Here is a 13639-nt window from a genome sequence, read left to right on the forward strand (position 1 = left end):
GGGGGGGGGGGGGGGAGCGGGAGGGGGGGCGGCAGGGGGGGGGGGGGGGGGGAGGGAGGCACAGCCCCCGCTCCCCCCCCGCCCCTGCTCAGTGTCCTGCCTAGCGGTCGAGGTCGCCGCGGATGAAGGCTTCGACCTTCTCGTGGGCGATGTCGTCGGCGTACTGCTCCGGCGGCGACTTCATGAAGTAGCTGGACGCGGAGAGGATCGGACCTCCGATGCCGCGGTCCAGGGCGATCTTCGCAGCGCGGATGGCGTCGATGATGACACCGGCCGAGTTCGGGGAGTCCCAGACCTCGAGCTTGTACTCGAGGGACACAGGGGCATCGCCGAAGTTACGGCCTTCGAGGCGGACGAACGCCCACTTGCGGTCGTCGAGCCAGGCGACGTAGTCGGACGGGCCGATGTGGACGTCGTCCGCGTGCAGTTCGGCCTTGACGTTGGAGGTGACGGCCTGGGTCTTGGAGATCTTCTTGGACTCGAGGCGGTCGCGTTCGAGCATGTTCTTGAAGTCCATGTTGCCGCCGACGTTCAGCTGGTACGTGCGGTCCAGGGTGACGCCGCGGTCCTCGAAGAGCTTCGCCATGACACGGTGCGTGATCGTGGCGCCGATCTGGCTCTTGATGTCGTCGCCCACGATGGGGATCCCGGCATCGGTGAACTTGTCGGCCCACTCCTTGGTGCCGGCGATGAACACGGGCAGGGCGTTGACGAACGCGACGCCGGCGTCGATGGCACACTGCGCGTAGTACTTCGCGGCGTGCTCGGAGCCCACGGGCAGGTAGCAGACCAGGACATCGGCCTTCGAGGCCTTGAGCTGGGCGACGATGTCGACGGGTTCCTCGTCGGACTCGACGATCGTCTCGCGGTAGTACTTGCCCAGGCCGTCGAGGGTGTGACCGCGCTGGACGATCACGCCGGTGGGGGGCACGTCGGCGATCTTGATGGTGTTGTTCTCGCTGGCGCCGATGGCCTCGGCGAGGTCGTGGCCGACCTTCTTGCCGTCGACGTCGAACGCCGCCACGAACTGCACGTCCCCCACGTGGTACTTGCCGAACTCGACATGCATCAGGCCGGGAATCGTTCCCGCCGGATCCGCGTCGCGGTAGTAGTGCACTCCCTGCACCAGTGACGCGGCACAGTTGCCGACTCCAATGATTGCCACGCGAATGGGGTTCTGTCCCACAGTTCTCCTCGAAAGCCAGTTGAATATGCCCCGACCGTCATCGCTCCGGGCGCGGTCGGCAGGAAATGCCAGTCTACGTTCAGTATCCAACTCCGCCGCGTGCTCCTCCATTCCTTGCCTTCCCGGACGGGGCGCGTCAAGCTGCGTCCCGTCCGCACCGGGGTGCGCCGGCCTGCCGCTAGGCTCGGTGGATGACGTCGGGGACGGGGACACGCGGACCGTACCGCATCAGCGTCCCCACCCGTTCGGACCCCGTCCTCGGGCCACTGGTCGAGGGAGTCGGCGGGCCCCTGGGACGGCACGCCGATCCGGGCCGGATCGCTCCCCGATGGTTCACGGTCGAGCGGGTCCTGATCCTCCTCACGGTCGCCGCGGCCGTACTGGCCGTGGTGGTCAAGAACCCGTGTCGGCTCCAGGGGTGGTCCTCGCCCGACTACTTCTACCGGGCGTGCTACTCCGACTGGGCGGAGCTCTACCAGAGCCGCGGCCTCGGCGAGGGGATCCTGCCCTTCATCACACCGGGGGTGCTCTTCGAGTACCCGGTGCTGCTCGGCCTGCTGGCCTCGGGCACCGCCGTCCTCGTGGACCTCCTGGCGGGCGGCGCCGCGCCCGGCACGAAGTCGCTCCTCTACTTCGACCTGAACGCGGTGCTCCTCACCGGCATATGGATCCTGACGGTGTTCGCCACGCTCCGGCTGGCGAACCGAAGGCCGTGGGATGCCGTCGTCGTCGCGACCGCACCCGTCATCATCCTGTCCGGCACCATCAACTGGGACCTGTGGGCCGTGTTGCTCGCGACGGCCGGGATGCTGGCCTTCGCCCGAGACCGCCCGGTCCTCGCGGGCGCTCTCTGGGGCCTCGGCGCTGCCGTGAAGCTGTACCCCGTGCTGCTGCTCGGTGCCGTCCTGGTCCTCGCGCTCCGGTCGGGGCGGATCCGGCCGTTCCTCTCCGCCTCCCTGGGCGCGGTGGCGTCCTGGGCCGCGGTGAATGTGCCCTTCCTGCTCCGCGACCCGGAAGGGTGGGCGTACTTCCTGACGTTCTCGGAGTCGCGCGACGCCGGCTTCTCCTCGGGCTGGTACGTCTACAACGCCCTCGCCGATCGGGCCGGCGCGGCGACGCTGTCTCCCGCAGCCATCACGGCGGGCGCGATGATCCTCTTCGCCCTCGCCTGTGCCGGGATCGCAGTGCTCGCCCTGCGAGCCGAACGGCGCCCGCGCCTGGCTCAGCTCGCCCTGCTGGTCGTTGGCGCGTTCATCCTCTGCAACAAGGTCTATTCACCCCAGTACGCGCTCTGGCTGGTGCCCCTGATCGCCCTCGCCGTACCCCGCTGGCGCGTGGTCCTCGCCTGGCAGCTCGTCGAAGTGCTCCACTGGATCGCCGTCTGGCTGTACCTCGGGGGTCGGACGAGCGGTGGCGCCCCCGAACACAACCTCGGGCTCGGTATGTACTCCTGGGCGGTCCTCGCTCATATTCTCGCTACTGCATACGTCCTGGCTGTCGTCGTCGGGGAGATTCTGGCGCCCGAGCGGGACATCGTGCGGCGTGTCGGCATCGACGACCCCCAGGGAGGCCCCTTCGACGGGGCCGTCGACCGCTTCGTCCTGCGATCCGGCACGGTGTCGACCGGAGCCGCCGGGCGCGGGCGCGGGCGGGCGGTCCCGGCGACACCGGTCGGGACGGCACGGAAGAACTCCGCCCGCGCTGCTCCGATAGGCTGGCAGGACCGCGGGGAAGCCGTTCCCGTGCCGGCGGATCTCGGTCCCGGGCCGGCACTGGAGCGCACATCGGCCGCCCGCGCGCCATCATCAGGACCAGTGGAAGACCATCAGTGACTGCAGCACCCCTGAACTACAGCAAGCTCGACGGGACCGCCTTCGCCGCGATCGCCGACGCCCATCCGCACGTCGTCATCCCCATCGAGCAGACGCCCGACTGGGTCGAGTTCGAACGCGCGCTCGGGCGCTCGCCCCTGGGGATCTGGTCCTACCGGGACGAGGCCGGGACCCTGGTGGCGACCGCCAGCTACGTGCACATCGTGCGTCGCTTCAGGGAGTCGGTGGTGGTCGTCAACGGTCCGGTGTGGTTCGCCGAGCGGACCCCGGCCGCGGAACGGGTCCTGATGGAGACGGTGCGCCGGCAGTTCCGCGACTCCGCCGACGTCCATCCCCTGTACGTCCGCATGCAGGTGTCCACACTGCAGGCGCCGGCCACGGGTCCCATCGAGCACGGCTGGTACGAGCGCGAGATCGTCGTGGACCTGACGCCGTCGGAAGCGGACCTGCTGAGAAGTTTCCGGCCGAATGCCCGCAACAGCATCCGTCGGGCCCAGCGCAACGGCGTCGAGGTGCGTTCCATTCCCCGAGAGGAATGGAAAGAGGTCTTCGCGGCGCAGCTGTTCCCGATCATGCAGGAAACCGCGGAGCGGGACGGGTTCCAGTCCTTCGACTCGACCTACTACGAGACGCTGCTGACGGTCCTGGGGGACCATCTGCGGCTCCTGGTCGCCTACCGGGACGCTGCACCCCTGAGCTGGCTGATCACCACCGAGTACCGCGGATACTCCGTCTACTACTTCGCCGGAAGCACGCACGAGGCGCGCAGCACCTTCGCGCCGTACCTGCTGCTGTGGGAGGCGTTCAGGGTGCTCAGGGCCGCGGGCAACACGGCGTGCGGCCTGACGGGCATCGTGAGCGAGAACTACCCGGGCCTGGCGAACGTCACCACTTTCAAGCGGAACTTCTCCAAGAACGTCGTGGTGGTTCCCACGACCTACGACATCCCGCTGGACCCCAGAAGATATGCCGTCGTCGCGTCGCTGCTCGCCGCGCGCCGGACGGGCCCGAGTACCCTGCGGGGTGCCGTCCGGCGTGCCGCGGGCCTCGTGCGGCGGTTCCGGACGGGGCAGAACGCTCCCGGTACACCCACCGCGGAGACCTAGCGCCGGGCGGGATGGTCCCGCACGGCAGGAGAGGAAGTGCCATGCCAGATGTCGAGGTTGTCGGTGCGGGCCCGAACGGTCTCGCGGCCGCGGTCGTCATGGCACGGGCGGGACTGTCCGTCCGGGTCCACGAAGCATCTGCGACGCTGGGGGGCGGTTCGCGTTCCATCGAGCTGATGCAGGAGGGGCACCTCCACGACTTCTGCTCGGCGGTCCACCCGATGGCACTCGCCTCCCCCTTCTTCCGCGACTTCGAGCTGAGCCGTCGCATCGGCTTCGCGGTCCCCGAGGTGTCCTTCGCCCATCCGCTCGACGGCGGCCGCGCGGGTATCGCGTACCGCAGCTTGGACAGGACGGTGGAGGGCCTCGGGGAGGACGGCGAAGCCTACCGCCGGTTGATGCAGCCACTGAGCGAGCGCGAGCGGGCCATCCTCGCCCTCACGCTGAACCACGTGGTGCGCATCCCGAAGAGCCCCCTGGCCGCGCTGCGCTTCGGGCTCGCGACCCTCGAGCAGGGCCTGCCGTCCTGGAACCGCCGCTTCCGAACGGACGAGGCCAGGGCCCTGGTCACCGGCGTGATGGCGCATCCCGTGGGAACGCTGCCGTCGCTCGCCGGTGCGGGTGCCGGCCTGACGCTGAACCTCCTCGCCCACACGGTGGGCTGGCCGATCCCGGTCGGCGGCTCGCAGTCCATCGCGGACGCCCTCGCCCTCGATCTACGCCGCCACGGGGGTGAGGTCGTCACGGACAGCAGGATCGAGACGCTCGCCGAGGTGTCGGACGCGCGCGTGGTGCTCCTCGACGTCGCGCCGAAGACCTTCCGCGCGATGTCGCGCGGCCGGCTCCCGGCCGTGTACGAAGCCGCCCTCTCCGCCTTCACCTACGGCAACGCGGCCTGCAAGGTGGATTTCATCCTGTCCGCCCCCGTGCCGTGGACGCATCCCGAACTGCACCGCGCCGGCACCGCCCACCTCGGCGGGACCCGGGAGGAGATCGCCGCCGGGGAGAAGCAGGTCAACCAGGGCAGGCATCCCGAGCGTCCGTACGTCCTGCTGTCCCAGCCGTCGTCGTTCGATCCGACCAGGGCGCCGGAGGGCCGGCACACCCTCTGGACCTACTGCCACGTGCCACGGGGGTCCACGAGGGACATGGCGGAGGCGATCACGGCGCAGATCGAGCGGTTCGCCCCCGGGTTCCGTGACGTCGTGGTGCAGAGCCATACGACGACGGCGAGCGAGCTGGAGGTGTACAACGCCAACTACGTGGGCGGGGACTTCAGCAGCGGCGCGGTGAACCTGCGCCAGATCGTCGCCCGACCGGTACCGTCCCTCCAGCCCTGGGCGACGCCGCTCAAGGGGGTCTACCTCTGCTCGCAGTCGACCCCGCCGGGCCCGGGCGTGCACGGGATGGCGGGACTGAATGCGGCGAAGCTCGCGCTCCGGCGCGAGTTCGGGTTGCCGGTCCCCGCGTTGGGGCTGTGAGCCGGTAGCAGACGCTCGATGGACCGGAGGTTAGGCTATGCTTACCTTGCCTCGCTGACAGGGGCTTCCCCTGCAAGAAAGCCGTTCCATGTTCGCCAACTACCTGATCGGCCTGCGTGAGGGCCTCGAAGCCGCGCTGGTCGTCGTCATCCTCGTGGCGTACCTCGTGAAGATCCAGCGCAGGGACCTGCTGCCCGGCATCTGGCTCGGGGTGGCGCTCGCGGCAGTGCTCTCGCTCGGTTTCGGGGCACTGCTCACCTACGGGACGCACGGACTCACCTTCGAGGCCCAGGAGGCGATCGGCGGCTCGCTGTCCATCGTCGCGGTCGGCCTCGTCACCTGGATGGTCTTCTGGATGGCACGGACGGCGAAGAACCTGCGCGGCGAGCTGCACGGGCAGGTGGACCGCCGTCTCGCCGCCGGGGGCACAGGCCTCGTGGTCGTCGCGTTCCTCGCCGTCGGCCGCGAAGGTCTCGAGACCGCCCTGTTCCTCTGGTCCGCCGTCCAGGCGACGGGCCAGACCACGCAACCCCTCCTCGGCGCCGCGCTGGGGCTCGCCTCCGCCGTCGTCCTCGGCTGGATGTTCTACCGCGGGATGCTGCGCATCGACCTCTCGAGGTTCTTCACCTGGACCGGCGGCATGCTGATCATCGTGGCGGCCGGGGTGCTCTCCTACGGCATCCACGACCTCCAGGAGGCGGGCATCCTGCCCGGCCTCAACACCCTGCTGTTCGACGTCAGCACAGCCGTTCCGCCGTCGAGCTGGTACGGCACGCTGCTGAAGGGCACCGTGAACTTCTCGCCGGCCACCACCTGGCTCGAGGCGATCGCCTGGCTGGCGTACACCATCCCCACCATGACCCTGTTCATCCGGCGAAGCGCGCGGCGGACGCCCGCTCCCGCCGCGACGATCCCCGTTCCCCAAGGAGCCAAGTGACCACCGCCCGCCTTTCGAAGCCTGCCGCGGCCGTCGCCGCCTGCGGCGTCCTCCTCGCGACCGCCTGCACGCCGAACGCCTCCGCCGGGACAGCCGACGGCGCGTCGGGGGGACTGAGCGTCACCAGCACCGCCGAGGACTGCTCGGTCTCGGCCGCCACGGCGGAGAGCGGTCCGCTGACCTTCAGCATCACCAATGCCGGGGACCAGGTGACCGAGTTCTACCTCCTCGCCGAGGACGGACTGCGCATCGTGTCCGAGGTCGAGAACATCGGACCGGGCATCAGCCGTGACCTCGTGGTGAACGCCAGGCCGGGCTCCTACTACACGGTCTGCAAGCCGGGCATGGTGGGCGACGGCGTGGGCCGCGCTTCGTTCACCGTGACCGACTCCGGGACCGCCGTCGAGCCGACGGGCGACGAGCGAACGCAGATCGACGCCGCCGTGGTCAACTACAAGGCCTACGTCAAGGACCAGGTGGACCAGCTCCTGGCGGGCACCGAGGACTTCGCGGCCGCCTACGTCGCCGGTGACGACGACGCGGCCCGCCGCCTCTACCCGACCACCCGGATGCACTTCGAGCGGGTGGAGCCCGTGGCCGAGAGCTTCGGCGACCTCGACCCGAAACTCGACAACCGCGAGGCGGACCTCGCCGAGGGGGAGGAGTGGACCGGCTGGCACCGCATCGAGAAGGACCTGTGGCCGCCGGCCGACGCCGCGTACACTCCGCTGACGCAGGCGGAGCGGGAGGCCGTGGCCGCGCGACTCGTCGAGGACACCACCACGCTGCACGCCGCCGTGCAGGAGATCGACCTGTCCCTCGACCAGCTGGCCAACGGGGCGATCGCCCTTCTCGACGAGGTGGCGAACGGGAAGGTCACGGGTGAGGAGGAGATCTGGTCCGGGACGGACCTCTGGGACTTCCAGGGCAATGTCGAGGGGGCGCGGGTCCTCGTCGACGGCCTGGAGGACCTCCTCGAGGACAAGGATCCCGAACTCGTCGCGACCCTCGAGTCGGACTTCACGGACCTCTCCGCCGAACTCGACAGGCACCGTACGAGCGTGCCCGGTGCCGCGCAGCGCGACATCGCCTACGTCTCCTACGGCGACCTGTCCCAGGCGGACGTGAAGGCGCTGTCCGATCGCGTCAACGCACTCGGGGAACCGCTCTCGCGGATCACCTCGGTGCTCCTGGGCTAGCGGCCATGGCACCGGGTACGTTCCGGATCTCACGGCGGCGGGCCCTGTCCCTCGCCGGGGCAAGCGCTGCCGCGGGTGTCGGTGCCGGCGTCGTCGCGGGCCGGGCCGTACCCGACGCCTCCGCAGGTGCCACCGATCCCGGGTCGCTGGCGTACCCGTTCCACGGCGACCACCAGGCGGGTATCACGACGCCCGCCCAGGACCGGCTGCACTTCGCGGTGTTCGACGTCGGAGACGTCTCCCGCGAGGACCTCGTCGGCCTCCTGAAGGACTGGACCACCGCTGCCGCGCGCATGAGCCAGGGCGGCAGTGCCGGGGAATTCGCGCCCGACGCCGGGCCGTACGAGGCGCCCCCCGAGGACACGGGCGAGGCGATGGACCTGGGCCCCGCCGGCCTCACCATCACGTTCGGATTCGGTCCCACCCTCTTCACCACGGCAGGGGGCGTCGATCGATTCGGTATCGCGGCGCTGCGGCCCCGCGCCCTGGCACCACTGCCCGCCTTCTCCGGCGACATGCTCGAGGAGCGCATCAGCGGAGGCGACCTCTGCATCCAGGCATGCGCCGACGATCCGCAGGTGGCCGTCCACGCCATCCGCAACCTGTCCCGGATCGCCTTCGGTCGGGCGTCGCTGCGCTACTCACAGCTGGGCTTCGGTCGTACCTCGAGCACCAGCACCACCCAGGTGACGCCCCGCAACCTCTTCGGGTTCAAGGACGGCACGGCCAACGTCAAGGCCGAGGACCGTGCAGCCGTGGACGAGCACGTATGGGTCGCGGAGGGCGACGACCAGGCGTGGATGGCGGGCGGCTCGTACCTGGTGTCACGCAAGGTGCGCATGAACGTCGAGCCGTGGGACCGTACGCGCCTCTCCGAGCAGGAGCGGTCGATCGGACGGACGAAGGGCAAGGGTGCGCCACTGTCCGGTGGTGACGAGTTCACGCCCCCCGACTTCTCCGCAGGGGGCAGCGGCGGGGAACCCCTGATCGCCGGACAGTCGCACATGCGGCTGGCGCATCCCGACACCAACGGCGGCGCCCGCATGCTGCGGCGCGGCTACAACTTCGTGGACGGCAACGACGAGCTCGGCCGCCTCGACGCGGGCCTGTTCTTCCTCTGCTTCCAGCGCGACCCCGAGCGGGCCTTCATCCCGGTGCAGACACGGCTCGCGGGGTCGGATCTGCTCAACGAGTACATCCGGCACGTGGGATCCGGCATCTTCGCGGTGCCGGGCGGGGCGTCCGAGGGCAGCTACGTGGGAGCGCGGCTCTTCGAATCGTGACCCGCCGCGCGGTCATCGCACGACGGCGGCTTCATCCTGCCGCTGCAGGACGCGGCGGGCCGCTTCGACCGCCGCGGCGCGGTGCGCGGAGAGCGGTGTCCCGGGTGCGTTCTCGTGGGCGATCAGCGGGGCCTGCACCCAGGCCTGCGCGATGCCGAAGAGGATCGGCAGGAGCTCCTCCGGCACCCAGGAGGGATCGACCTCACCGCTCTCCTGCGCCTCGCCGAGGGCCAGGAGCTTGCGGTCCGGTTCCGCGCCTCCCGGGAGGTCGTAGTCGACGCCCTCGAGCCGCGCCCAGGTCAGCATCCGGAGGATGTCCGGGTGCTCATGGGCATGGTCGAAGATCCTGCCGACGAAGGCCGGTATGTCCGCGGGGTCGAGGACCACGGCACGGTGGAATTCCGCGGCGTTCACGTCGAGGACCGCCTGGAACAGGGCTGCCTTGTCCGTGAAGTGCGCGTACAGGCGCTCCTTGCTGGCACTGGCGGCCTTCGCGATCCGGTCGATGCGCGCTCCCGCCAGCCCATATGCGGCGAACTCGCCCCGGGCGGCCAGGAGGATGCGTGAGCGGACGTCCGTCGTCGAGGGCATCCCACGAGTATACCCAAACGAACTAGTTCGTTTGACTCGGGTGATGCGACACCCCTACCCTCGGAACGACATCATTTCTGAGGAGAACCATGACCACCCACCCTTCGGGTCCTTCCGCCGCGCCCACCGGGGACGCTCCGGCGAAGCCCCCCGCGAACCGCTGGCTCGTGCTGGCGATCGTCGCACTCGCCCAACTGACCGTCGTGCTCGACGGGACCATCGTGAACATCGCCCTGCCACAGGCCCAGGCGGAACTCGGCATGTCCGACAGCGACCGCAGCTGGGTCGTCACGCTCTACGCCCTGACGTTCGGCGCGCTCCTCCTGCTGGGCGGACGCATCGCCGACTTCTGGGGCCGGAAGCGTTCGTTCCTCGTCGGCATGGGCGGCTTCGCACTCGCCTCGGCCATCGGGGGGATCGCGACCTCCGGCGAGATGCTCCTGCTGGCGCGCGGGCTGCAGGGTGTCTTCGCCGCGCTGCTGGCCCCGGCCGCGCTCGCCATCCTCTCCGTGACCTTCCCCGGCGGCAAGGACCGTGTGCGCGCCTTCGCCGTCTACGGAACGATCGCGGGCGGCGGCGCCGCCGTCGGACTCCTGCTCGGCGGCGTCCTGACCGAGTACTTCAGCTGGCACTGGTGCCTGCTCGTCAACGTGCCGATCGCCGTCGTCGCGATCGCCGTGGGCCTGCCCGTCCTGCGCGAGAGCCGCGCCGAGGGAAGCACGCGCTACGACGTCCCGGGTGCCGTGCTCGTGAGCCTCGGCCTCGCGTCCGTGGTCTACGGGTTCTCGCGCGCCGAGGCCGGCTGGGCCCGCGCCGACACCCTCGGGTTCCTCGCGCTCGGCGTCGTGCTGCTGGCCCTGTTCGTCCTCGTCGAGGCACGTTCGCAGCACCCCCTGCTGCCGCTGCGCATCATCACCGACCACGCACGGGCCGGCGCCTACCTGTCGTCCATCGCCGTTGGCGCCGCCCTGCTCGGCGCCCTGCTCTTCCTGACGCTGCACTTCCAGATCGTGCTCGGGATGAGCCCCCTGATGTCGGGGCTGGCATCCCTGCCCATGACCTTCGCCATCATCGTGTGCGCCGGTGTGGTCTCACGACTCCTGCCCACGGTGGGCCCCCGCATCCTCATGACGGTCGGCCCCCTGATCGCCGCGGCGGGACTGCTGCTGCTCAGCCGGATCACGGTGGGCGGGTCCTACGTCCTCGAGGTGCTGCCCTCGCAGATCCTGCTGGGCATGGGGCTCGCGCTGATCTTCGTCCCGCTGCAGAACGTGGCACTGCTCGGTATCGCACCCCGCGATTCCGGAGTGGCCAGCGCGGCCGTCACGGCCACGCAGCAGATCGGTGGCTCCATCGGAACCGCGGTCTTCACGGCCCTGTACACGGTCGGTGCGGGAACCGGGACCGCGGAGGGTGCGGCCGGCGGCCTGCAGTCGCTCGTGGACGGATACTCCGTGGTGTTCCTTGCCGCGGCCGTCGCGCTCGCACTGGCCGCGCCGATCTCGTGGTTCATGATCCGGGTCGCGAGGAACGAGTTCACCACCTCGGGGGAGGCCGTGCACCTCGGGTAGGCGCCCCGGCGCCGGTCCTGCCTCCCCACCCCGCGACCACCGACGATGCGGAGCAGGGGGCGGCGGTCCGGACGGCCGGTCCCGCATCCGAAGCCAAGTATTTCGGCAGGGTATGGGTGCCCTCGGCAGAAGACGGCGGCCGGCGGTGTCCCGGCGTCCTATGCTTCTGGTTCCACGACCGAAGCGAAACGAGGGACTGAATGCGGCGCGATGATGCGCGCACGGCTGATCCGGACCGCACATCGCGCCTGCACCACAGGCACGTGCTGACCGCCGGGATGGTCCTGTTGCTGGTCGCCTACACCGCCGGCCTCCTCGTCGGGGATCCGGCGACGTTCGATCCGTTCCTCGACGGCTGGCTGTGCGTGGTCACCGAACTCGCCGCCGTCGCCCTGTGCGTCAGCGCGGCGGTACGGACGCGATGCGCGGAACCGCAGATCGTCCTGGGAGCCGGGGCGGTCATCGCCTATGCCGCGGGCGATGCCTACTACGCCGCATCCCTGGACGGGGAGACGGCGCTGAGCTACGCCTCCCTGGCCGATGTCGGCTACTTCGCCTTCTATCCGCTGATGCTCGGATCGCTGGCGGTCGTGGCGGTGCGGAAGCTGAAGGGGCTGCTCTGGCCGCTGCTGCTGGACAGCATCGTCGGGGCGCTGGGTGCGGCTTCCCTCATGGCCCTGGTGCTCGCGCCCGTCCTGCGCAACGCGACGACGGGCGGCAGCACCTTCGAGGTGGTCGTCGCCGTCACCTATCCCCTCCTCGACCTCCTGCTGATCACGGCGGTGGGCGGCGTGCTCGCGTCCCGCGGGCTCGACATCGGTCCGCGCTGGCCGTTCCTCATCGCGGGGCTGATCGTCTTCTCCGCCGCCGACGTGGCCTACGCGTTCGGCATGCAGGAATACGCCGTCGGTTCGGTGATCGACTTCGGCTGGGTCGCCGGCCTCGCAGGGATCGCCACCTGGGTGGACGGCGCCGCCGACCGGACCGCGGCACGCGACGGCAGGAGCCAGGGCGTCCCCGAGTTCGCCGCGCCCGTCGTGTCCGCGGCGTCCGCGCTCGCCGTCCTCGTGATCGGCTGCCAGTTGCGGATTCCCCTGCTCTCGGTGGTCTTCGCCGCCTCGACGCTCGCCCTCGCATCCGTTCCCCTCGCGTTCCGCAACCGCATGCTCGTCACGCTGGCCAGGACGGACGAGCTGACGGGGCTGCCCAATCGCCGGGCGCTGCTGACGGACGTCCCCCACCGGCTCGGCAGGGGGCGCACAGGAGCGCTGTTCCTGCTGGACCTCGACCGCTTCAAGCACGTGAACGATGCGCTCGGGCATGATGTCGGGGACGCGCTCCTGGTCCAGGTCGGTGAGCGTTTCAGCCGCCAGCTGCGGGCGGGAGACGTCCTCGCCCGCCTGGGCGGCGACGAGTTCGCCGTGTTCCTGGACGGTGTCGGCCCGGTCGAGGCCGTCGCAGCCGCGCAGCGACTGGAAGCGGCGCTGGCGGCCCCCGTGGAGGTGGGCACGGCCGATCTGCAGGTCAGCGCAAGCATCGGTATCGCCCTGATCCCGCAGCACGGGACGGACATGGGGCTGCTCATGCGCAAGGCGGACATCGCGATGTTCCGGGCGAAGTCGGAGCGCATCGGCCATCATGTGTACGACCTGACGGACGACGACGACGGCGAACTGCGGCTGCGGACCATCCAGGAACTCCGTACCGCCCTCGCCCGGGACGAGTTCGAACTGCACTACCAGCCGAAGCTCCGCCTCGCGGACCACCGCGTGACGGGTGTCGAAGCCCTCGTCCGGTGGAACCACCCCACCCGGGGCCGGCTCCAGCCGGCCGCCTTCCTGCCCCTCGCCGAGGAGGCCGGGCTGATGCCGGCACTGACCTCGCTGGTGCTCCGGCGCGCAGTACGGAGGGCGGCCCGGTGGCGGGCCGACGGACTGGACATCGCCGTCGCCGTCAACCTGTCCGCTTCCTGCATCCTGCCGTGCCTTCCGCAGGAGATCGCCGTCCTGCTCGAGCAGTACCAGGTGCCGGCCTCGTGCATCATGCTCGAGATCACCGAGGACGTGCTCATGTCGACCCCGGCGGGAAGCGCCGGGATCCTCGCCCGCCTCCGCGCGGAGGGGATCCAGGTCTCGCTCGACGATTTCGGGACCGGGTACAGTTCGCTGGCCTACCTGCGCGATCTCCCCGTGGACGAGCTCAAGCTCGATCGCTCCTTCATCATCGCCATGCGGGACGACGAGCGCGCGAGCGCCCTCGTGGGTTCGATCATCGACCTCGCCCACAGCCTGGGTCTCAGGGTCGTCGCGGAAGGCGTCGGCGACGAGGAGACGAGGGAGGCGTTGCGGGAGCGCGGGTGCGATTTCGCGCAGGGATTCCACCTGGCCGCTCCGCTGGCGGCGGTCGAGGTCTCGCCCTGGATCGCCGGTCGGACCGTGGGGGCACGGGCATGA

The 13639-nt window shown here is 70.2% G+C and carries 10 protein-coding genes; 8 read left to right on the plus strand and 2 right to left on the minus strand.

Annotation, left to right across the window (positions count from 1 at the left end; genetic code table 11):
- Nucleotides 1-100: 100 nt before the first annotated feature.
- Complete coding sequence (locus tag ACX80U_RS15875; protein ID WP_133079995.1) at nucleotides 101-1186, minus strand: inositol-3-phosphate synthase; 1086 nt, start codon at nucleotides 1184-1186, stop codon at nucleotides 101-103.
- Nucleotides 1187-1377: 191 nt separating this feature from the next.
- Here ACX80U_RS15875 and ACX80U_RS15880 point away from each other — a divergent pair, with 191 nt between their 5' ends.
- From ACX80U_RS15880 to efeB, 6 genes are all read left to right on the plus strand, one after another.
- Nucleotides 1378-3018 (plus strand): glycosyltransferase family 87 protein, encoded by a 1641-nt coding sequence (locus ACX80U_RS15880; RefSeq protein ID WP_459269125.1) that lies wholly within the window; start codon nucleotides 1378-1380, stop codon nucleotides 3016-3018.
- Complete coding sequence (locus ACX80U_RS15885; protein WP_459269126.1) at nucleotides 3015-4124, plus strand: lipid II:glycine glycyltransferase FemX; 1110 nt, start codon at nucleotides 3015-3017, stop codon at nucleotides 4122-4124. The genes ACX80U_RS15880 and ACX80U_RS15885 overlap by 4 nt, the downstream gene beginning before the upstream one ends.
- A gap of 41 nt (nucleotides 4125-4165) precedes the next feature.
- On the plus strand, nucleotides 4166-5605 hold the full coding sequence (locus tag ACX80U_RS15890) for a phytoene desaturase family protein (RefSeq protein WP_459269127.1): 1440 nt from the start codon (nucleotides 4166-4168) through the stop codon (nucleotides 5603-5605).
- 88 nt (nucleotides 5606-5693) lie between these two features.
- Nucleotides 5694-6542 carry an iron uptake transporter permease EfeU gene (efeU, locus tag ACX80U_RS15895; protein WP_459269128.1) on the plus strand — a complete coding sequence of 283 codons (849 nt, stop codon included), beginning with the start codon at nucleotides 5694-5696 and terminating at the stop codon, nucleotides 6540-6542.
- Nucleotides 6539-7741 (plus strand): iron uptake system protein EfeO, encoded by a 1203-nt coding sequence (efeO, locus tag ACX80U_RS15900; RefSeq protein WP_459269129.1) that lies wholly within the window; start codon nucleotides 6539-6541, stop codon nucleotides 7739-7741. The genes efeU and efeO overlap by 4 nt, the downstream gene beginning before the upstream one ends.
- Before the next feature lie 5 nt (nucleotides 7742-7746).
- Nucleotides 7747-9024, plus strand: coding sequence for an iron uptake transporter deferrochelatase/peroxidase subunit (gene efeB / locus ACX80U_RS15905; RefSeq protein ID WP_459269130.1), 1278 nt, complete (start codon nucleotides 7747-7749; stop codon nucleotides 9022-9024).
- Nucleotides 9025-9036: 12 nt separating this feature from the next.
- Here the strand turns inward: efeB and ACX80U_RS15910 are convergent, their stop codons facing one another.
- Nucleotides 9037-9615: a TetR family transcriptional regulator gene (locus ACX80U_RS15910; protein WP_459269131.1), complete on the minus strand. Its 579-nt coding sequence runs from the start codon at nucleotides 9613-9615 to the stop codon at nucleotides 9037-9039.
- A gap of 89 nt (nucleotides 9616-9704) precedes the next feature.
- Here ACX80U_RS15910 and ACX80U_RS15915 point away from each other — a divergent pair, with 89 nt between their 5' ends.
- Together ACX80U_RS15915 and ACX80U_RS15920 are read left to right on the plus strand one after the other, a co-directional pair.
- Entirely contained in the window at nucleotides 9705-11186 is a 1482-nt protein-coding gene (locus tag ACX80U_RS15915) for an MFS transporter (protein WP_208739650.1), read from the plus strand.
- Nucleotides 11187-11386: 200 nt separating this feature from the next.
- Nucleotides 11387-13639: a putative bifunctional diguanylate cyclase/phosphodiesterase gene (locus tag ACX80U_RS15920; RefSeq protein ID WP_459269132.1), complete on the plus strand. Its 2253-nt coding sequence runs from the start codon at nucleotides 11387-11389 to the stop codon at nucleotides 13637-13639.

This window comes from Arthrobacter sp. TmT3-37, assembly GCF_054510835.1.